This window comes from Pseudomonas sp. EL_65y_Pfl2_R95 (genome assembly GCF_963971045.1).
GTDB lineage: Bacteria > Pseudomonadota > Gammaproteobacteria > Pseudomonadales > Pseudomonadaceae > Aquipseudomonas.
Window position 1 is genome coordinate 725736 of the sequence record NZ_CAXAOV010000001.1, and the last position, 20637, is coordinate 746372.

The 20637-nt window shown below is 55.4% G+C and carries 18 protein-coding genes; 2 read left to right on the forward strand and 16 right to left on the reverse strand.

All coding sequences use genetic code 11. The annotated features are described in order from the left end of the window. Nucleotides 1-74 precede the first annotated feature (74 nt). Nucleotides 75-1187, reverse strand: a complete 1113-nt coding sequence (locus AACY09_RS03480) for an S-(hydroxymethyl)glutathione dehydrogenase/class III alcohol dehydrogenase (protein WP_339486087.1) — start codon at nt 1185-1187, stop codon at nt 75-77. A gap of 174 nt (nt 1188-1361) precedes the next feature. On the opposite strand from AACY09_RS03480, the gene AACY09_RS03485 reads away from it, so the two are divergent. Together AACY09_RS03485 and AACY09_RS03490 are read left to right on the forward strand one after the other, a co-directional pair. Then, nucleotides 1362-2252 carry a LysR substrate-binding domain-containing protein gene (locus AACY09_RS03485; RefSeq protein WP_339486088.1) on the forward strand — a complete coding sequence of 297 codons (891 nt, stop codon included), beginning with the start codon at nt 1362-1364 and terminating at the stop codon, nt 2250-2252. 96 nt (nt 2253-2348) lie between these two features. Continuing rightward, nucleotides 2349-2663, forward strand: a complete 315-nt coding sequence (locus AACY09_RS03490) for an HPF/RaiA family ribosome-associated protein (protein ID WP_339486089.1) — start codon at nt 2349-2351, stop codon at nt 2661-2663. Nucleotides 2664-2802: 139 nt separating this feature from the next. Here AACY09_RS03490 and ispD read toward each other — a convergent pair whose 3' ends face one another. The 15 genes from ispD to AACY09_RS03565 all read right to left on the reverse strand — a co-directional run bounded on the left by ispD (nt 2803) and on the right by AACY09_RS03565 (nt 20626). Beyond that, entirely contained in the window at nt 2803-3510 is a 708-nt protein-coding gene (ispD, locus tag AACY09_RS03495; protein WP_339486090.1) for a 2-C-methyl-D-erythritol 4-phosphate cytidylyltransferase, read from the reverse strand. An 18-nt stretch (nt 3511-3528) separates the two neighbouring features. After that, nucleotides 3529-3807: a cell division protein FtsB gene (gene ftsB, locus AACY09_RS03500; protein ID WP_339486091.1), complete on the reverse strand. Its 279-nt coding sequence runs from the start codon at nt 3805-3807 to the stop codon at nt 3529-3531. Nucleotides 3808-4031: 224 nt separating this feature from the next. Beyond that, nucleotides 4032-5321 carry a phosphopyruvate hydratase gene (gene eno / locus AACY09_RS03505; RefSeq protein WP_339486092.1) on the reverse strand — a complete coding sequence of 430 codons (1290 nt, stop codon included), beginning with the start codon at nt 5319-5321 and terminating at the stop codon, nt 4032-4034. 206 nt (nt 5322-5527) lie between these two features. Next, nucleotides 5528-6373: a 3-deoxy-8-phosphooctulonate synthase gene (gene kdsA, locus AACY09_RS03510; protein ID WP_339486093.1), complete on the reverse strand. Its 846-nt coding sequence runs from the start codon at nt 6371-6373 to the stop codon at nt 5528-5530. 3 nt (nt 6374-6376) lie between these two features. Beyond that, entirely contained in the window at nt 6377-8008 is a 1632-nt protein-coding gene (locus AACY09_RS03515; protein ID WP_339486094.1) for a CTP synthase, read from the reverse strand. 182 nt (nt 8009-8190) lie between these two features. Next, nucleotides 8191-9504: a tRNA lysidine(34) synthetase TilS gene (tilS, locus tag AACY09_RS03520; RefSeq protein WP_445323765.1), complete on the reverse strand. Its 1314-nt coding sequence runs from the start codon at nt 9502-9504 to the stop codon at nt 8191-8193. A 49-nt stretch (nt 9505-9553) separates the two neighbouring features. Next, nucleotides 9554-10504 carry an acetyl-CoA carboxylase carboxyl transferase subunit alpha gene (gene accA / locus AACY09_RS03525; RefSeq protein WP_339486096.1) on the reverse strand — a complete coding sequence of 317 codons (951 nt, stop codon included), beginning with the start codon at nt 10502-10504 and terminating at the stop codon, nt 9554-9556. Nucleotides 10505-10699: 195 nt separating this feature from the next. Further along, nucleotides 10700-14218, reverse strand: a complete 3519-nt coding sequence (dnaE, locus tag AACY09_RS03530; RefSeq protein WP_339486097.1) for a DNA polymerase III subunit alpha — start codon at nt 14216-14218, stop codon at nt 10700-10702. A 123-nt stretch (nt 14219-14341) separates the two neighbouring features. Then, complete coding sequence (locus AACY09_RS03535; RefSeq protein WP_339486098.1) at nt 14342-15808, reverse strand: alanine/glycine:cation symporter family protein; 1467 nt, start codon at nt 15806-15808, stop codon at nt 14342-14344. Between the two features lie 255 nt (nt 15809-16063). Next, nucleotides 16064-16660, reverse strand: a complete 597-nt coding sequence (rnhB, locus tag AACY09_RS03540; protein WP_339486099.1) for a ribonuclease HII — start codon at nt 16658-16660, stop codon at nt 16064-16066. Further along, nucleotides 16660-17790: a lipid-A-disaccharide synthase gene (lpxB, locus tag AACY09_RS03545; protein WP_339486100.1), complete on the reverse strand. Its 1131-nt coding sequence runs from the start codon at nt 17788-17790 to the stop codon at nt 16660-16662. Before lpxB ends, rnhB begins: the two co-directional genes overlap by 1 nt. Nucleotides 17791-17792: 2 nt before the next feature. Beyond that, nucleotides 17793-18569, reverse strand: a complete 777-nt coding sequence (lpxA, locus tag AACY09_RS03550; protein WP_339486101.1) for an acyl-ACP--UDP-N-acetylglucosamine O-acyltransferase — start codon at nt 18567-18569, stop codon at nt 17793-17795. Continuing rightward, the gene (fabZ, locus tag AACY09_RS03555; RefSeq protein WP_339486102.1) at nt 18566-19006 is read right to left on the reverse strand and encodes a 3-hydroxyacyl-ACP dehydratase FabZ; all 441 of its coding nucleotides are present in this window, start codon (nt 19004-19006) and stop codon (nt 18566-18568) included. Before fabZ ends, lpxA begins: the two co-directional genes overlap by 4 nt. A 49-nt stretch (nt 19007-19055) precedes the next feature. Next, a complete protein-coding gene (gene lpxD, locus AACY09_RS03560; RefSeq protein WP_339487067.1) occupies nt 19056-20117 on the reverse strand; it encodes a UDP-3-O-(3-hydroxymyristoyl)glucosamine N-acyltransferase in 1062 nt (353 codons plus the stop codon). Continuing rightward, on the reverse strand, nt 20117-20626 hold the full coding sequence (locus tag AACY09_RS03565; RefSeq protein ID WP_339486103.1) for an OmpH family outer membrane protein: 510 nt from the start codon (nt 20624-20626) through the stop codon (nt 20117-20119). The genes lpxD and AACY09_RS03565 overlap by 1 nt, the downstream gene beginning before the upstream one ends. Between the last annotated feature and the right edge of the window lie 11 nt (nt 20627-20637).

Sequence of the window (20637 nt, forward strand, 5' to 3'; positions counted from 1 at the left end):
CACTCCTGACTAATCGACTAAACAGCAGCCAGTGCAAGCTGTATAACCAGCCTGCACCTTAGCTCAGCCGTTGCTTAGAAATTAATAACCGTGCGGATACTCTTGCCCTGATGCATCAGCGTGAACGCTTCGTTGATGTCTTCCAGCGGCATGTTATGGGTGATAAAGGTATCCAGCGGGATTTCACCTGTCTGCGCCTTCTCGACATAGCCCGGCAATTCAGTGCGGCCCTTGACCCCACCGAATGCCGAACCGCGCCAGACCCGACCGGTCACCAACTGGAAAGGCCGCGTGGAAATTTCCTGGCCCGCGCCTGCCACACCAATGATGATCGACTCACCCCAACCTTTGTGAGCGCACTCAAGGGCTGCACGCATAAGTTGCACATTGCCCACGCACTCAAAGGAGTAATCAACGCCGCCATCGGTCATTTCAACAATGACTTCCTGAATCGGCTTGGCAAAGTCCTTCGGGTTGACGAAGTCGGTGGCGCCCAGTTCGCGGGCAATATCAAATTTGCCTGGATTGATGTCGATGGCGATGATGCGTGAAGCCTTGGCCATCTTCGCGCCAATAATCGCCGCCAGACCAATACCTCCGAGACCGAAGATGGCCACCGTTGCGCCCTCCTCGACTTTAGCCGTGTTGAGTACAGCACCTATGCCGGTGGTGACACCGCAACCGAGCAAGCACACTTTCTCCAACGGCGCTTCTTTGGGGATCTTGGCCAGCGAGACTTCCGGCAATACGGTGTACTCGGAGAACGTCGAGCAGCCCATGTAGTGATACACCGGCTCGCCGTTGTAAGAGAAGCGCGAGGTGCCATCTGGCATCAAGCCTTTACCCTGCGTTGCCCGAACCGAGCTGCACAGGTTGGTCTTGCCTGAGGTGCAGAACTTGCACACGCGACATTCAGCGGTGTACAGCGGGATCACATGGTCGCCGACTTCCAGTGAAGTCACACCCTCGCCAACCGCCTCAACAATACCGCCGCCTTCGTGACCGAGGATGCACGGGAAGACGCCTTCGGAGTCTTCGCCCGACAAGGTGTAGGCATCGGTGTGGCAGACACCCGAGGCAACAATACGCACCAGGACTTCACCCGCCTTTGGCGGCGCCACATCGACTTCAACAATTTGCAGCGGTTGGTTGGGCGCAAAAGCAACGGCAGCACGCGACTTGATCATAAAAGACTCCAACAGATTATGGATGCAGATAAATTCAGTGCATGCAGTGTAGATCAGCGCTCAACTGGGAATAATCCGTCTACTGGAAAAACATTATTGCCACACAGGGATAATCGATCAGTTTTTCGGTAGGATTATTCACATGTACGCCATCAACTACAAAATGAGTGCGCCATGAATAGCTGGGAAGGCATCGATGAGTTTGTCGCGGTTGCCGAGTGCGGCCAATTTACCGCCGCAGCAGAGCAGCTCGGCCTCTCATCCTCGCAGGTCAGCCGCCAAGTAGCGCGACTTGAGGAACGCATGCAGGCCCGCTTGTTTTACCGCAGCACGCGCAAGGTGGCGTTGACCGAAGCCGGGCAAACCTTTCTCCAACACTGCCAGCGCCTGCAAGATGCGCGAGAAGAAGCTCTTCGCGTGGTCGGCGACCTTAACAGTCAGCCCAAAGGGTTGCTGCGCATGACCTGTGCAGTGGCGTATGGCGAACGCTTTATTGCACCGCTGGTAACCGAATTCATGATTCACCACCCACAGCTTCGCGTGGACATCCAACTTAGCAACCGACCACTGGATTTGGTTCATGAAGGGCTGGACATGGCCATTCGCCTGGGCCGCTTACAGGATTCAAGCCTGGTCGCCGCCAAACTGGCGCCACGCAAAATGTACCTCTGCGCAGCCCCCGACTACCTCAAACATTACGGCCGTCCCCACAGCCTATCTGAACTCGCTCGGCATAATTGCTTGATTGGCAGTTCAGATGCCTGGAGTTTCAAAATCAACCAGCAAGAAACATCGCAGCGGGTTCAGGGCAGTTGGCGCTGCAACAGCGGGCAGGCAGTGCTCGAAGCCGCATTACGGGGCCTGGGACTTTGCCAACTACCGGATTATTACGTGCTGGAACATTTACGCAGTGGCGCCCTGATATCGTTGCTCGACAATCATCAGCCTCCCAACACTGCCGTTTGGGCGCTCTATCCACAGCAGCGGCACCTCTCGCCCAAGGTTCGCCAATTGGTCGATTTCCTCAAAACTGGGCTGGCCCAACGCCATGAATATGCGCAGTGACAGAATGTCACAGATTCACCGGGAACCGCTTTTAGTCTCGCATCGTCGTATCCCTAAGGCGTCCATTCTAGCCTTGATCAACGAGAGGAAACGGTTATGCAAGTTCTGGTCAACAGTGACAAACATATTGAAGCCTCACTTGACTTAGTGACCAATGTACGCAGCCGCGTCGAACACAAAATCAAACGCTTTGAAGACCACCTCACGCGCATAGAGGCACATCTAAGTGACGAGAATGCGCATAAAAGCGGCACCCAGGATAAGCGCTGCCAGCTTGAGGCAAGAATGAAGGGCCGCGACCCGATTTCAGTCGCCCATAATGCCGAATCCCTGCATCAGGCCATTGACGGCGCGATCGACAAGCTCAGCACGGTACTTGACCGCAATGTGCGCAAAACCCGCGTAGCTTAAAAGACGCGGGCAAGTGGTGGATGGCTGACAGCTTCTCCCATCCACCATTGAAGATAGGGGCAACCCCTTCCTAGCTCAGCCTTGAGCGTTGTGACGCCTGAGCCATGGCGGACAAACCACGTGCCGACCAACCTGGCGGTTATCGATCACGCCATATGCGAGCGAGATTATTCAAGTCTTCCTGGCGGGTCACTTTGATATTGTCTGCACGCCCTTCAATTAGGCGAGGCGACTGCCCTGCCCACTCGATTGCAGAGGCTTCATCAGTAATGGCGACGTCCGACACCAGCGCTTCCGCCATCGCCCGGTGCAAGAACCCAAGACGAAACATTTGCGGCGTATAGGCCTGCCAGATAACCGAGCGATCAACTGTTTCTTTAACCCGCCCATCAGCTCCGGCGCGCTTCAGGGTGTCTCGCGCAGGCACGGCCAGCAGCCCGCCGACGGCATCATGCGCCAACTCCGACAGCAGCAGGTCGAGGTCTTCACGTGCCAGGTTTGGCCGCGCAGCATCGTGCACCAAGACCCAGTCGTGCTCATCTGCCCCTAGCTCAGCAAGACGCAGCAAGGCGTTGAGCACCGACTCTGCGCGCTCATCGCCACCGGCAGCCAGTTCGATTCGCGGGTCAGCAGCACACGGCAGTTGTGGCCAAAAGGGGTCATCCTCGGCCAGGCTCAAAACCAAGCCCTTGAGCCGTGGATGATCAAGAAAGCACTCAAGGCTGTGCTCGAGAATGGTTTTACCGGCCAGCGGCAGATATTGTTTGGGACGGTCGGCGCGCATGCGGCTGCCAATGCCGGCAGCTGGAATAACGGCCCAGAAAGCGGGGAGTTTTTGCAAGGTCATGGCAGGATCTTCACGCAGTTATTCGGCAAGCTGATACAGCGTCTCACCGTCTTTGACCATGCCCAACTCATGTCGTGCCCGCTCTTCGACAGTTTCCATGCCTTTTTTCAACTCGCGCACTTCCGCCTCGAGCACGCGATTGCGCTCATGCAGGCGTTCGTTTTCACCCTGTTGGCTGGCAATCTGATGTTTTAGGTCAGTCACCTGCGCCAAGCTGCCTTCACCGACCCACAGTCGATACTGCAGCCCAGCCAGGATTAAAATCAGAACAGGGAACAACCAATAAGCTTTGCGCATAACACCCAGAAAAAATTGTCCGAAAAAAGGGCGGCTTGCCAGGGTGTTTGAAAACGTGGCGAGCGAAGGCAAGACAAGGCTTTAACAGACGAAAAGGCACCGGGGTCGCGTTCGACTTTAGGTGTTCTAAATGAGCATTTTTCGTCTGTTTATAACGCTGTAATGTCGAGCGCAGTAGTTTTCACGCAGCCTGTACCGTCGCCCTTCTTTTACCATGCTTACGCTTAGCCGCGGAACTCTGCAATGCCAAGATAAGCCGCTTTCCCGCCCAACTGCTCTTCGATACGCAGCAATTGGTTGTATTTGGCAACACGGTCTGAACGGCTCAGCGAACCGGTTTTGATCTGGCCAGCCGACGTGCCCACTGCCAAATCAGCAATGGTTGAGTCTTCGGTTTCGCCGCTGCGGTGCGAGATTACAGCCGTGTAGCCTGCCGCTTTAGCCATCTGGATGGCTTCGAGGGTCTCGGTCAGCGATCCGATCTGGTTGAACTTGATCAGAATCGAGTTACCGATGCCCTTGTCGATGCCTTCTTTGAGAATCTTGGTGTTGGTTACGAACAGATCGTCACCGACCAACTGAACCTTGCTGCCGATTTTATCGGTCAGGAGTTTCCAGCCATCCCAGTCAGACTCGTCCATGCCGTCTTCGATCGAGATGATCGGAAAACGCTCAGTCAGACCGGCAAGGTAATCAGCAAAACCGGCGGCGTCGAAGATTTTGCCTTCGCCAGCCAGGTCATATTTGCCATCTTTGTAGAATTCGCTCGACGCGCAATCCAGTGCCAGGGTGACATCATCACCCAAGGTGTAACCGGCGTTGGCAACGGCTTCAGCAATGGCAGACAGTGCATCTTCGTTGGAGGTCAGGTCAGGTGCGAAACCACCTTCATCACCCACCGACGTGCTCAGGCCGCGGGCCTTGAGAACCGCTTTAAGGTGATGGAAGATTTCGGCGCCCATGCGCAGTGCTTCGGCGAAGTTTTTCGCACCCACTGGCTGGACCATGAATTCTTGGATATCAACGTTGTTATCGGCGTGCTCGCCGCCGTTGATGATGTTCATCATCGGCACCGGCATCGAGTACACGCCCGGTGTACCATTGAGGTCGGCAATGTGCGCGTACAGTGGCACACCTTTGGCCTGAGCAGCTGCTTTAGCTGCCGCCAGCGAGACTGCCAAAATAGCGTTGGCGCCCAGCGATGCTTTGTTCTCAGTGCCATCCAGCGCAATCATCGCGCGATCAAGGCTCTGCTGATCGAGTGCATCTTTACCCAGCAACAGGTCACGGATTGGGCCGTTGATATTGGCAACTGCCTTCAATACGCCCTTGCCCAGGTAACGGCTCTTGTCGCCATCACGCAGTTCCAGCGCTTCGCGAGAACCAGTTGAAGCACCCGATGGCGCGCAAGCGCTACCGACGATACCGCCTTCAAGGATCACATCGGCTTCTACAGTTGGGTTGCCACGTGAATCCAGAACCTCACGGCCTTTGATGTCGACAATCTTTGCCATTGCGTTAAGCACTCCAAAAATTAACTAACGTGAATCTCTAAAACTTTATTGCAGGTGCCTATACAGACACTGCAGACAGAGACTCTCTAGAAAGCAACGCGGGCGAACTATCTGCTCAGCAAACCAACACGGAGTGAGCTGATGCAATTTAGCTGACCGACTGGTCAGCTTATGCCCGGGTTGCACTCTACCGGATAAGCGCCTTGTTAGGCAGTCTCAATCGGCGGAAAACGCTTTATCAAGTCATCAAGCTGCTTGAGCTGAGTCAGGAACGGTTCCAGCTTATCCAAGCGTAACGCGCAGGGCCCGTCGCACTTGGCGTTGTCTGGATCAGGGTGGGCCTCAAGGAACAACCCCGCCAGGCCTTGGCTCATGCCTGCTTTAGCCAGATCAGTGACTTGAGCACGACGGCCACCGGCAGAATCGGCACGACCGCCCGGCATCTGCAAGGCGTGGGTCACGTCGAAGAATACCGGGTACTCGAACTGCTTCATGATGCCAAAACCGAGCATGTCTACGACCAGGTTGTTGTAACCAAAGGAAGACCCCCGCTCACAGAGGATCAGTTGGTCATTACCCGCTTCAACACACTTGGCCAGAATATGCTGCATCTCTTGCGGTGCAAGAAACTGAGCTTTCTTGATATTGATGATCGCGCCGGTTTTGGCCATGGCCACGACCAGATCAGTCTGGCGCGACAAAAATGCCGGCAGTTGGATGATGTCACAAACGTCAGCCACGGCCTGCGCCTGATGCGGCTCATGCACGTCGGTAATAACGGGGACGCCGAAGGTCTTTTTGATTTCTTCAAAGACCTTCATGCCCTCTTCCAGGCCTGGACCACGGAACGAGCTCACAGAAGAGCGATTGGCCTTGTCAAAGCTGGCTTTGAACACATAGGGAATACCGAGCTTTTCGGTAACCCGCACATATTCTTCACAGGCCTTCATCGCCAGATCGCGCGACTCAATAACATTGATGCCGCCAAAGAGTACGAATGGCTTGTCGTTAGCGATTTCGATATTGCCAACACGAACAATTTTCTGCGTCATGCATTACGCCTTTTTGTTTTTCTGAGCCAGCGCAGCGTTAACAAAGCCACTGAACAACGGGTGGCCATCGCGCGGGGTCGAAGTAAATTCAGGGTGGAACTGGCACGCCACAAACCATGGATGATCCGGCGCTTCAACCACTTCAACCAAGGCGCCATCACCGGAGCGACCGGTAACTTTCAAGCCAGCTTCAGTCAGCTTTGGCAACAGGTTGTTGTTGACCTCATAACGATGGCGATGACGTTCAACAATCACGTCTTTGCCGTAGCAGTCATACACGCTGGTACCGCTCAGCAGCTGGCATTCCTGAGCCCCCAGGCGCATGGTGCCGCCCAGGTCAGAAGCCTCTGTACGCTGCTCGGTGGCGCCGGTAGCGTCTTGCCATTCCGTGATCAAGCCCACGACTGGGTGGCCGCTTGCTGAATCAAACTCGGTGGAGTTGGCATCTTTCCAGCCCAGCACATTACGCGCGAACTCGATAACCGCCACCTGCATACCCAGGCAAATGCCCAGATAAGGGATTTTGTTCTCACGGGCATAACGCACCGCTTCAATTTTGCCTTCAACGCCACGCAGGCCAAAGCCGCCTGGAACCAGGATGGCATCAGCACCTTCGAGCACCGAGGTGCCTTTGGTTTCGATCTCTTCAGAGTCGATATAGCGCAGATTGACCTTGGTCCGGTTCTGGATGCCGGCATGGCTCATCGCTTCGATCAACGACTTGTAGGCATCCAGCAGCTCCATGTACTTACCGACCATGGCGATATTGACTTCTTTTTCCGGGTTCAGCTTGGCATCAACCACGCGGTCCCACTCGGAAAGATCGGCGCCGCCGCAATCCAGACCAAAACGCTCTACAACAAAGTCGTCGAGGCCTTGAGCGTGCAGCACCGAAGGAATCTTGTAGATGGTGTCGACGTCTTCCAGCGAAATCACTGCGCGTTCTTCAACGTTGGTGAACAACGCAATCTTGCGCCGCGAAGACACATCAATTGGGTGATCGGAACGGCAAACCAGCACGTCAGGCTGCAAGCCAATCGAACGCAGCTCTTTAACCGAGTGCTGGGTAGGTTTGGTCTTGGTTTCACCCGCAGTGGCAATGTACGGCACCAGCGTAAGGTGCATCAGCATGGCGCGCTTGGCCCCCACTTCCACACGCAGCTGGCGAATGGCTTCGAGGAATGGCTGCGATTCGATATCGCCAACCGTGCCGCCAATTTCAACCATGGCCACATCAGCGTCACCAGCGCCCTTGATGATGCGGCGCTTGATTTCGTCAGTGATGTGCGGGATCACCTGAATGGTGGCACCGAGGTAATCGCCACGGCGCTCACGACGCAGAACGTCTTCGTAGACGCGACCGGTGGTGAAGTTATTATTCTGGGTCATGGTCGTGCGGATAAACCGCTCGTAGTGGCCCAGATCCAGGTCAGTTTCAGCGCCGTCGTGGGTGACGAACACTTCACCGTGCTGAAACGGGCTCATGGTGCCCGGGTCAACGTTGATGTAGGGATCCAGCTTGAGCATCGTGACCTTCAGGCCCCGCGCCTCCAGGATAGCCGCCAGTGAAGCCGAAGCAATGCCCTTCCCCAAAGAAGAAACAACACCACCCGTGACGAAAATGTAGCGCGTCATGAAAAATCCTAGAAATCAGCGTTTAAGCGGTCAGCGCCGCCGGGGAAAGCGAAGGAAATGTAAAACCACCGGTTACCAAATAGCAGTAACCAGAATGCATTCACCGAGTCGTTTTGCCAGCGGCAAACGGAATCAGCAAAAGCACTATTAAGACGGGAGCGTAGTCTACTCGAAAGCCCTTTTCAGCTCAAACCTAGATCGCTCGTCGGCAAATCCCATATGAAACACCACTGGGCCCCTTTAACAGCGCAGAGTTGCGGCATATTTGCCACTGCCACGAGTTGCCCATCGCAGATGAGTAGCGGCAATCGGCCGCGAATAAATTTGGTCACAGCCTGTTCATTGAGCAAGCGCTTGAGGTCACGACGCCCGCGTCCCGGCAAATTCATGACCTCGCCGCCTTGCCGGTAGACCACCGACCAATCGCCCACAGGCAGCTGGCCTTCAATGCGAACATGGCCATTACCAGGTAATGCCAATGGCTGCCCGGCTACCATTGGCAAGCGGATGGGCTCGGGTTGCCGCAACCAATCGCCGCTGAGCCACCACAACCGTTCATCGCCCCGGTGAATCTCACCGCCCGCTAAGCGCCAGATCGGCGCCGCATCCACTGCCGCATCACGCAGGTTGCGCCAACCCTCCCAGTGTTCGGTATCCGGCATCGACGTCAAATCGCGCAACCAGTAACGCAAGGCATTACGCTGACGAGCCGAACTGATCGCGCGCAAAGGCGCCAATGCCAAACTCGGTAGCTTGAGCCATCCACAGCCTGCCGAGCCTTGCGCAGCAGCGAGATCTTGCACTGCCAGTTCGTCGAGCATTTCAGAGGCTTCACGCAGGTGCTCAGTGGCTTGACTGAACCGGCTGACTGCTTGCGGCCAGCGCTGAGTCAGCATTGGAAGCACCTGCCTGCGCAGAAAATTTCGTGAAAACTGCTCATCGCCATTCGATGGATCTTCAACCCATTGCAGATTGTGCTTAACCGCGTAGCCACGTAATTCAGCCTGCGAGCAATTAAGGAGCGGGCGCAGCACGTGCCCCTGGCCCAACGAGCGGCTGATCGGCATGGCGGCCAGACCACGAACGCCAGCACCGCGCAGCAACCTGAACAACAGCGTCTCGGCCTGGTCATCGGCATGCTGCGCCACCAGCAACACCTCACTGTCGCCTAGCTGCGCAGCAAACGCAGCGTAGCGTGCATCTCGCGCGGCTTGCTCGAGGCTTGCACCAGGCGCAACGCTGACCCGTACAACCTTCAGCGGCACAACCAGCTCATCGCAGACACGCTGACAATGCTCTGGCCACAGGTCACCAACAGCTTGTAAACCGTGATGGATATGCACAGCGGTGAGCGGCGGGATGGTCTCGCGCGGGGCAAGACTCGCCAAAATATGCAGCAGAACAGTGGAGTCGAGACCACCAGAGTAGGCAACTCGCCAAGCAGTTGCCTGACGCCAAGGGGCTAAATTTTCCTGCACCTTGGCAATCAGGCTCATGTCGCACATCCAGTTATTGCAATACGGGCCAGTGGGCGACCCGGGCAACTTATGCGATACCGTAGCTCATCAGGCGCTCGTAACGACGCGCCAACAGCTCTTCGGTGCTGTGTTGTTTCAGCTCTTTAAGCTGAGCACCCAAGGCCTGACGGACTGACTCAGCGGCAGCAGCTGGGTCACGATGGGCGCCACCCAAGGGCTCGCCAATCACTTGATCAACAATGCCCAGGCCTTTCAGGCGCTCAGCGGTAATACCCATGGCTTCAGCCGCATCAGGTGCTTTCTCTGCAGTTTTCCACAGGATCGAAGCACAACCTTCCGGGGAAATAACCGAGTAGGTCGAGTACTGCAGCATATTGAGCTGATCACACACGCCAATGGCCAATGCGCCGCCAGAACCACCTTCACCAATGACGGTGGCGATGATCGGGGTTTTCAAGCGCGACATGACCCGCAGGTTCCAGGCAATGGCTTCACTCTGACCGCGCTCTTCGGCATCGATACCCGGATAAGCACCCGGCGTGTCGATGAAAGTCAGGATAGGCATCTTGAAACGCTCAGCCATTTCCATCAGGCGGCAGGCTTTGCGATAGCCTTCTGGGCGCGGCATACCGAAGTTGCGACGCACCTTTTCGCGCACATCTCGCCCCTTCTGATGGCCGATAACCATCACCGGCTCACCGTCCAGACGTGCAACACCGCCGACCAAGGCCGCGTCATCGGAAAAATGACGATCGCCATGCAACTCGTCGAATTCGGTGAAGATATGCTGCAGGTAGTCCAAGGTGTAAGGGCGGCGCGGGTGGCGCGCCAGCTGTGCAACTTGCCAGCTGGTCAAGTTACCGAAGATGGTTTCGGTGAGGGTGCTGCTTTTATCTTGCAGGCGAGCAATCTCGTCATTGATGTTCAACGAGTTGTCGTTACCAACCAGGCGAAGCTCTTCGATCTTGGCTTGCAGGTCGGCGATCGGCTGTTCGAAATCGAGAAAATTCGGGTTCATAGTCATCCGTCTTGCGTCGACGGCCAAGTGGCCGGGAGCTGTATCCGTTCGCGCCATACATTAATTGATCAGGCGCATCTAGGTCGACACCTGAGTGTGTGCACGGCTTCGTCATTTTTGACAACAGCAGAACCCAAACCACTCAGGGCCATAATTTATCCAGCTAATTTACAGGCTGAAATTCAGCGCTAAAAACTAGCGGTAGTGCAGGAAGACGTTGTCTTTCCCAAACTGGTCACGCAATGCTTGAATCAAACTGTCTGCCGGGTTGATTCTCCAGCCCTCACCAAACTGCAAAAGCGCTTTGGCATCGGTGCTGGTGTAATCCATGGTGATCGGACAAACACCGCGATGACGGCTGCACAAGTCAGCCAGCCAACGAAGCTTGTCACCTTTCAAGGCATCACTGGCGATTTTCAAGCGTAGGCTATCCGCAAGGCCGGTGCGCGCCTCTTCCAGGCTCATCACACGCTTGGCACGCAAACGCAGGCCGCCGGAAAAGTCATCATTGCTGACCTCGCCTTCGACAACCACTAACGCATCACTTTGCAGCAATGCCTGGTTACTGGCAAATGCATCGGCAAACAATGAAGCTTCAATCCGCCCGGAACGGTCGTCCAGGGTAATAAAGCCCATTTTGTCGCCCTTTTTGTTCTTCATTACCCGCAAGTTGACGATCAAGCCCGCAACCGTTTGGGTATCGCGCGCCGGCTTGAGATCAATAATGCGCTGGCGGGCGAATCGCCGCACTTCACCTTCATATTCGTCAATTGGGTGACCGGTCAGGTACAGCCCCAAGGTTTCCTTCTCACCCTTGAGGCGCTCCTTGAGTGACAACTCGCGGGCCTTGAGGTGATTGGCGTACACATCCTGCTCTTCATCGGCAAACACGCCGCCGAAGAGATCCATGTGGCCACTGTCGTGACTGCGAGCGGTTTGCTCAGCGGCTTGCACGGCCTCTTCCATCGCGGTCAACAGCACCCCACGGTTGCGGTCGATATTGGCGTGGTAAGCCTTGATCTCCTCATGGAAGTACGGACCAAGGCGATCCAGTGCACCACTGCGCACCAACGCATCCAAGGTACGTTTGTTGATGCGCTTGAGGTCAACCCGGGAGCAGAAGTCGAACAAGTCTTTGAATGGGCCGTCACGGCGCGACTCAACAATGGCTTCAACCGGGCCTTCGCCGACACCTTTGATGGCGCCGAGCCCATAAACGATCCAGCCCTCATCGTTTACCGTGAACTTGAATTCGGAGGTGTTCACATCCGGTGCATCAAGGCGCAGCTTCATGCTGCGGCACTCTTCAATCAGGGTGACCACTTTGTCGGTGTTGTGCATATCAGCCGACAGCACGGCAGCCATAAAGGCTGCAGAATGGTGAGCCTTTAGCCAAGCCGTTTGATAAGACAACAAGCCGTATGCGGCCGAGTGTGACTTGTTAAACCCGTAACCGGCGAATTTTTCCACCAGGTCGAAAATGTTGCCGGCCAGATCACCGTCAATCCCATTGCTGGCGCAGCCTTCAATAAATCCGCCGCGCTGCTTGGCCATTTCTTCCGGCTTTTTCTTACCCATAGCCCGACGCAGCATATCTGCACCGCCAAGGGTGTAGCCGGCCATCACCTGAGCGATCTGCATGACCTGCTCTTGATACAGAATAATCCCGTAGGTCGGCGCCAGAACCGGCTGCAAGCCTTCGTATTGATAATCCTGGTGCGGATAAGAAATCGGCTCGCGACCATGCTTACGGTTGATAAAGTCATCAACCATGCCGGACTGCAAAGGGCCCGGACGGAACAGCGCCACCAGGGCGATCATGTCTTCCAGGCAGTCTGGCTTGAGCTTTTTGATCAGCTCTTTCATGCCCCGCGATTCAAGCTGGAACACCGCCGTGGTTTCAGCCTTTTGCAGCATGGCAAAGGTCGGCTTGTCATCAAGCGGGATAAAATCGATGTTCAGATCAGGCAAGCCTTGCTTGGCCTGCTCGCGGTTGATGGTTTCCATCGCCCACTTGATGATGGTCAGCGTGCGCAGGCCGAGGAAGTCGAACTTAACCAAACCTGCCGATTCAACATCGTCTTTATCGAACTGGGTGACCAGGCCGTTACCTTCTTCATCACAGGCAATCGGCGAGAAATCAGTCAGCTTGGTTGGTGCGATAACCACGCCACCGGCATGTTTGCCCGTGCCCCGGCAGATGCCTTCAAGCTTGAGCGACATTTCCCAGATTTCAGCGGCCTCTTCATCGGTCTTGAGGAAGTCCCGCAGCGGCTCTTCCATCTCGAATGCTTTGGCCAGCGTCATGCCCACTTCAAAGGGGATCATCTTCGACAGGCGATCCGCCAAGCCGTAAGACTTACCCTGCGCACGCGCCACGTCGCGGACCACGGCCTTGGCCGCCATGGTGCCGAAAGTAATGATCTGGCTCACCGCATTGCGCCCGTATTTCTGCGCAACGTAATCAATTACCCGATCACGGCCATCCATGCAGAAGTCGACGTCGAAGTCGGGCATCGATACCCGCTCTGGATTGAGGAATCGCTCAAAGAGCAAGTCATAGGCCAGTGGGTCGAGGTCTGTAATCTTCTGCACATAGGCCACCAGCGACCCGGCACCCGAGCCACGGCCAGGGCCGACTGGAACGCCGTTGTTTTTGGCCCACTTGATGAAGTCCATTACGATCAGGAAATAACCGGGGAAGCCCATCTGAATGATGATATCCAACTCAAAATTCAGGCGATCAATGTAGACCTGCTTCTTGGCGTCGTAATCCGGCGTGTCTTTGGGCAACAGTACTTCGAGACGCTCATCGAGGCCGTCGAACGAGACTTTGCGAAAGTACTCATCCATGGTCAAGCCGTCTGGAATCGGGAAATTCGGCAAGAAGTAGGTGCCCAATTGCACCTCGATATTACAGCGCTTGGCGATTTCAACCGTGTTTTGCAAGGCCTCAGGCAAGTCGCTGAACAGCTCTGCCATCTCCTCAGGCGACTTCAGGTATTGCTGGTCGGAATACAGGCGCAAGCGGCGCGGATCATCCAGCGGACGCCCTTCACCGATACATACCCGTGTTTCGTGGGCTTCGTAATCATCTTGCTTGATAAAGCGCACATCATTGGTCGCGACCAGGGGCGCCGCATAACGCTCAGCCAATGCCACGGCGGCGTGAAGATGTTCTTCATCGTTGATTCGATTAGTACGCTGCACTTCCAGATAGAAGCGGTCAGGGAAGACTTCCATCCACTCTTTGAGTGTGGCCTCAGCCAGCGCTTGATCACCGGCCAGGAGAGCCAGGCCGACTTCACCTTCTTTCGAGCCCGATAGCGCGATCAAACCCTCGTTAGCCGCCTTGACCCAGTCGCGCTGGATGATCACCAGATCATTGCTCTGCCCGTCGCTCCACCCCCGTGAAACCAGTTCAGTGAGATTGCGATAACCCTTGGCGTTCATCGCCAACAATGTCATGCGCGTCAGGGGGCCATCTTCTGCGGCACTGGCCATCCAGATATCAGCCCCACAGATAGGCTTGATGCCGCCGCCCATCGCGGCTTTGTAGAACTTTACCAGGGAGCACATATTGCTCTGGTCAGTCACAGCTACCGCTGGCATGCCCGCTCCGGCAACCGACTTGATCAAGGGTTTAACCCGGACCAGACCGTCGACCAGCGAAAATTCGGTGTGCACACGTAAATGGACGAACGAAGCAGTCATGGCAGCCCTTACAAAACACAAAAACGACAAGGCCCGGATTGTACCGGGCCTTGGATAAAACATCAGCCTGAGTTGATCAACCCTAACAGCTTAATCGAGTCATGACCGATACAGGCTCAACAATCATACCGGCTTACGGTCATCCCAAATACCGGCTTCGAGCTTCTCTTGCACTTCTGGATACTGGGCCGCATCGAAGGTGGGCAGCAGCCCGGCTTTGCGCTGAGCGTTGTAATCTTTGGCCAGCTTGAACACCAGATTGGATAACAACAGAATCGCCACCAGATTGGTAATCGCCATCAGCCCCATAGACACATCCGCCAGGTTCCAGACAAACGGCAAGGATGCCAAGGCGCCAAACATAACCATCGCCAAAACCACGAGGCGGAAGATCAACAGGCCTGCCTTATGGTTGTGCTCGAGGAATACCAGGCAGTTTTCCGCGTAGAAGTAGTTTGCCACGATGGAGGTGAACGCGAAGAACAGGATCACCACGGTCAAGAAGTACTTGGCCCAACCGCCCAACTGACTGCTCAAGGCATCTTGCACCAAGGTAATACCCGCCGCGCTGCCGGTTGGCACTTGTGCGAGCAGAATGATTGCAGCCGATGCGGTACAGATCAGCATGGTGTCGATAAACACACCGGCCATTTGCACATAACCCTGTGATACCGGGTGTGGCGGATAGGGTGTGGCCGATGCCGCCGCATTCGGGGCTGAACCCATACCGGCTTCGTTGGAGAACAAACCGCGCTTGAAGCCGTTCATGATCGCTGCGCCAATACCGCCAGCCGCCGCCTCATGCAAGCCAAAAGCGCTCTTGAAGATCAGCGCCAGTACCGCTGGAATTTCGCTGATATTGATGACGATGATTACCAGCGCAATCAGCAGATAAGCTGCCGCCATAACCGGAACCGCTAACTCGGAGAACCGGGCAATCGAACGCAGGCCACCGAAGATTATCATTGAAGTCAGCACTACCAAGCCCGCACCGATAACAGCCGATGCCAGCGGAATCACGCTTTGACCGATGCTGAATGTTCCCCACTCAAGGGCAAAGGCCCCGGTGAGTGCATTACTGATGGTGTTGGCCTGTACCGAGTTAAACACAAAGCCAAAGGCAAGGATCAAAAATACCGAGAACAGAATCCCCATCCAGCGCGCATTCAGGCCGCGCTCCATGTAATACGCCGGCCCACCGCGAAACTGACCCGCCTCATCGCGGACTTTAAACAACTGGGCCAGAGTAGCTTCGACGAAACCTGTGGCCATGCCGATCAAGGCAATTAACCACATCCAGAAAATCGCCCCTGGCCCACCCAAGGTGATCGCCACAGCTACACCGGCAATATTACCGGTGCCCACCCGTGCCGCCAGCGAGGTGCAGAGCGCCTGGAAAGATGAAATGCCTGCATCATCACTCTGCCGACTGCCCTTCAACACGCTGAAGATATGACCAAATTGTCGAAACTGGATTGCCCCCAGCCTGACCGTGAAATACAAACCACTACCGACCAACAGCCAGATAAGGATTTTGCCCCAGATTAAGCCATTGAGAATATCAACGACCTGAGTGGCGATATCTTGCATTGATCACTCCCATCCGCATGGTGCGGCTATCCGTAGGGCCTTGAGTGGGCCCCAGAAAATTAAACTCGGACGCAACGATAACGACGAGCAAGACTGCGCGATTGCGCAAAAGAATTTCAGCTGCAAATAGCGCCAATGGCACTAAGACAGTGTAGACAGCGAAAGGGCAGAGACTTTCCAGCATTACAGCGGATGGCTGCATGTAAAGGTGCGACCAATTGGGTCAGCGTGGCGACATTTTGGCCAAAAATCAGGTTATTCAGCCAGAAGCATGCGCACAGGTGCGAATGAACGGCGGTGAATTGGCGTTGGCCCCAAACGTCGCAGCGCTTCCAAGTGAACTGCAGTTGGGTAACCTTTGTGCCCGGCTATGCCATAACCCGGGTATTGCAGATCCAACGCCTGCATCTCACGGTCACGGCTGACTTTAGCCAGAATTGATGCGGCGGCAATTGCCGGAACCTGACTATCGCCCTTGACCACGGCGGCACTTGGCACTTTCAGCTGCGGACAACGATTACCGTCAATAAGCGCCAGCTTTGGCGTGACACTCAGCCCCTCGACTGCACGCTGCATGGCCAACATGGTGGCATGCAGAATATTCAGCTGATCGATTTCTTCGACTTCGGCGCGGGCGATGCACCACGACAAGGCCTTCTCACGGATCTCATCAAATAGCTTTTCGCGGCGCGCGGCGGTGAGCTTCTTCGAATCATTCAAACCGAGAATCGGCCGCAGTGGATCGAGGATCACGGCGGCCGTCACTACCGCACCGCAAAGTGGCCCACGGCCGACCTCATCGACTCCGGCAACCAGCGCTTCAACCGTGGTGAAATCCAAGCCGAGCTGCATCAGTCGCGCTCAATCAATTCAAGCACTGCTTCGGCGGCCTGGGCCGAAGCATCACAGCGCAAAGTGCGGTGAATCTGATCAAAGCCCAACGTCTGCTCAGTACCACCGTCCACCAACGGGGCTAACAACTGAGCCAAGGCTTCGGGCGTTGCCGCGTCTTGAATAAGCTCAGGCACCAACAAGCGCTCAGCCAGCAAGTTAGGCAGCGAAAAGTAAGGGCTCTTGACCATGCGACTGAGAATTTTAAAGGTCAGCGGCGCTAAGCGATAAGCCACTATCATCGGTCTTTTGTATAACAAGGCCTCAAGTGTTGCAGTGCCTGACGCAATCAGTACCGCATCACAGGCGGCCAAGGCCAGATGCGATTGGCCATTGAGCAACTTCAATGACAAGTCGCGATTGACCAGCAATTGCTCGATTTGCTCACGGCGCTGCGCATTAGCGCAAGGCACAACAAACTGAATGCCGGGGCGTAAATTGCGCAACCGTTCAGCCGCATCAAAAAACACAGGGGCCAGGCGTGAAACTTCCCCACCACGACTGCCCGGCATTAACGCAACCACAGGACCATCAAGCGGCAGATCAAGGGCTTCACGGGCGGCTTGGCGATCAGCCTGCAACGGAATCGCATCGGCCAAAGGGTGCCCCACAAACCGCACCGGCACTTGGCACTCGTCGTAGAACTTGGCTTCAAACGGAAACAGCGTCAGCATCAAGTCACAGGCTTCGCGAATTTTCAGCACACGCTTTTGCCGCCACGCCCACACGGACGGGCTGACGTAATGCACGGTTTTAATTCCGGCACGGCGCAACTTCAACTCCAGGTCGAGATTGAAGTCCGGGGCATCAATGCCAATAAAAACATCGGGTTTGGCCGCGATCAGGTCACGCAGCAGATGGCGACGACGCTTGAGCAGCTCAGGCAAGCGCCCAAGCACTTCAACCAGGCCCATCACAGATAACCGTTCCATCGGAAAGATGGACTGCAAGCCTTCGGCTTCCATCAGTGGGCCGCCGACACCAATAATCTCGACATCGCCATGGCGCTGCTTCAATGCTTGAATTAAACCGGCGCCTAGAATGTCACCGGAAGCCTCACCGGCGACCAGCGCTACACGTATACGAGCCATGCTTAGCGTGTGATGCCGCGCTGGGAGGCCTGGATCGAGTCTCGGAACACCGCAACTTCAGGAAAGTCGTTAGACGGTTCCGCCAACTCCTTCAAGGCTTCCTCAATGGTCAGCCCTTGGCGATAAACCGTCTTGTAGGCGCGGCGCAGCGCATGAATCGACTCGGCAGAGAAACCACGGCGGCGCAGACCTTCAAAGTTCATGCTGCGGGCTTCGGCTGGGTTGCCGGAAACGGTGACATACGCCGGGACGTCCTTGCCAATCGCTGTGCCCATACCGGCGAAGCTGTGCGCGCCAATGTGGCAGAACTGATGCACCAAGGTGTAGCCAGACAAAATAGCCCAGTCACCAATGTGTACATGCCCCGCCAGTGCGACGTTGTTAACCAGGATGCAGTGATTACCGATAACGCTGTCATGACCAATGTGCGCATAAGCCATGATCAGGTTGTGGTCACCCACTGTGGTTTCATCGCGATCTTGAATCGTTCCGCGGTGCATGGTGACACCTTCACGGATGATGTTGTGATCGCCAATGACCAGACGGGTTGGCTCGCCTTTGTACTTCCGATCGGGGGTGTCTTCCCCCAAGGATGCGAATTGATACACACGGTTGTGTTTACCAATTCGAGTTGGCCCTTTGATGATTACATTAGGCCCAAGCACTGTACCCTCACCAATCTCTACATCGGGCCCGATAATCGCCCACGGGCCGACAGTAACGTCGTCAGCCAGCTTGGCAGCGGGATCGATAATGGCACGAGGGTCAATCAAACTCATAATTTGCGTTCCGCACAGATCACTTCAGCTGAACAGACTTCCTTGCCGTCGACACTGGCTTTACATTCGAATTTCCAAATACTGCGCTTGGTGCTGAGGAACTTCGCCTCGAGAACCAGTCGGTCGCCCGGTACAACAGGCTGACGAAAGCGTAGTTTATCCGAGCCAACAAAGTAGTACAGCGTGCCGTCGCTCGGTTTCAGATCCATCATCTTGAAGCCAAGAATGCCTGCCGCCTGAGCCATCGCTTCGATGATCAGTACGCCGGGCATAATAGGATGCTCAGGGAAATGACCATTGAAGAATGGCTCATTGATGCTGACATTCTTATAGGCACGAATAGTCTTGCCTTCTACGTCTAGGTTGTCGACGCGGTCTACCAATAGAAACGGGTAGCGATGCGGCAAGTACTCGCGAATTTCGTTGATGTCCATCATTTCCAGAGAAGCCTGTAGTAAAAAAAGAAGAGCACGACTTTAGCCGTGCTCAAGCATCAGATGAGGCGTTCCCGCTAGAAGTCACCGCAGCCAGCTGTTTTTCCAGCTGTTGCAGGCGGCGCGCCATGTCGTCAAGCTGACGAATACGTGCTGCACTTTTACGCCACTCACCTGCGGGTTGCATCGCTGTACCAGACGAATAAGAGCCTGGTTCAGTAATAGAACGCGTGACCATGGTCATTCCGGTGACAAAGACCCCATCACACACTTCGATGTGGCCAACCATGCCCACACCACCTGCAATCATGCAGTTCTTGCCAATTTTGGTACTGCCAGAGATGCCCACACAACCCGCCATGGCGGTGTTATCACCCACCTGAACGTTGTGTGCGATCATGATCTGGTTGTCCAGCTTAACGCCATTGCCAATCAAGGTGTCGGCCAACGCACCACGGTCGATGGTGGTGTTAGCACCAATTTCAACATTATCGCCGATGACCACACCGCCAATCTGCGCAATCTTCTGCCAGACACCCTTCTCGTTGGCAAAACCAAAACCTTCGCCGCCCAGCACTGCACCCGACTGAATCACCACGCCAGTGCCAATGCGAACATCGTGATAGATGGTCACACGCGGTGCTAACCAGCCGCCTTGACCGATCACTGAGCGCGCACCAACCACACAGTGCGCACCAACCGTAACCCCGGCAGCAATGCTTGCACCGCTTTCAATCACAGCAAATGGGCCAATACTGGCGGTCGCATCAACCTGTGCATCTGCAGCCACCAGCGCGCTCGGGTGAACCCCGGCAGCGGCAACGGGCTTGCGATCAAAGGCATGGGACAGCTCGGCATAAGCCAAATACGGATTGGCCACAATCAAGGCATCGCCGCTGTAGCCTTGTGCATCAGCCACAGTCAACAGCACCGCAGCGGCCTGGCAACTTGCCAGGTGCTTGCGGTACTGGGGGTTAGCCAGAAAACTCAGCTGCTGCGCATTGGCATCCTGCAAAGTGGCCAAACCCGTGATGACCTTGTCGGCTGGGCCACGCAGTGTAGCGCCGAGACGCTGGGCCAACTGACCCAGCGTGTAAACCGGTTCGCTCATGATCAACGCAGCTGATTCATGCGCTCGATAACTTGGCGAGTGATGTCGTACTGAGGTTTGACATCAATAACTGCGCCACGCTCGAGAACCAAGTCAAAGCTGCCTTTCTTGATGACTTCTTCAACCGCTTTGTCCAGGTTTGGCTTGAGTTTCTTCAGCATGTCGCGGTCAGCGGCAGCTTTCTGCTCGTTAAGCTCTTTGGACTGGAACTGGAAGTCACGGGCCTTTTGCTTGAAGTCGAGTTCAAGACGCTCGCGCTCAGCGGTCTGCAAGCTCTTGCCGCCTTTTACCAAACGATCCTGAATGCTCTTGGCATCGCTTTCCAGCTTCTTCAACTTGCTCAGCTGTGGACCGAATTTTTTCTCGGCATCAACGGCATAACGCTTGGCTGAATCAGATTCGAGCAGGGCCATTTGGTAGTTCAATACAGCAATTTTCATTTCGGCCATGGCCGGGGTAGCAACCGACAGCATAGCAACGCTTAACAGAACAACTTGAGTAAATTTACGCACGGTACACTCCT